1 protein-coding gene is annotated in these 276 nt (G+C 53.6%); it reads left to right on the top strand.

Annotation, left to right across the window (positions count from 1 at the left end; translation table 11 throughout):
* On the top strand, positions 1–276 hold a 276-nt coding region (locus ACLJNW_RS24805), incomplete at both ends, for a hypothetical protein (RefSeq protein WP_410961301.1).

A 276-nucleotide genomic window follows, 5' to 3' on the forward strand; every position in this document is an offset into this window, starting at 1 on the left:
GTTGACGATTAACAAAGGGGCGAACTCAACGGTTGGTGCTGTCGTGCAAGCTGGCGGTCGTGTAACGGTGAATGCTGCGGAGAGTTTCAATAATTCTGTCCTACAGGGATTTCAGGCCGTTCAGGAAACCCAGTTACCTCATCAGGACATAGCTGTTTCAAGCACGACGAGCGCCGTAGTGACTCTGAAGAGTCAACTGCCAGCGGATTTGGCAAGGCAACAGATCAATCCTCTCACCCTGCCGGGCTTCAGCCTGCCTCAAGGCCAGAATGGGCT

The organism is Salmonella sp. SAL4457, assembly GCF_046548235.1.
GTDB lineage: Bacteria > Pseudomonadota > Gammaproteobacteria > Enterobacterales > Enterobacteriaceae > Salmonella > Salmonella enterica.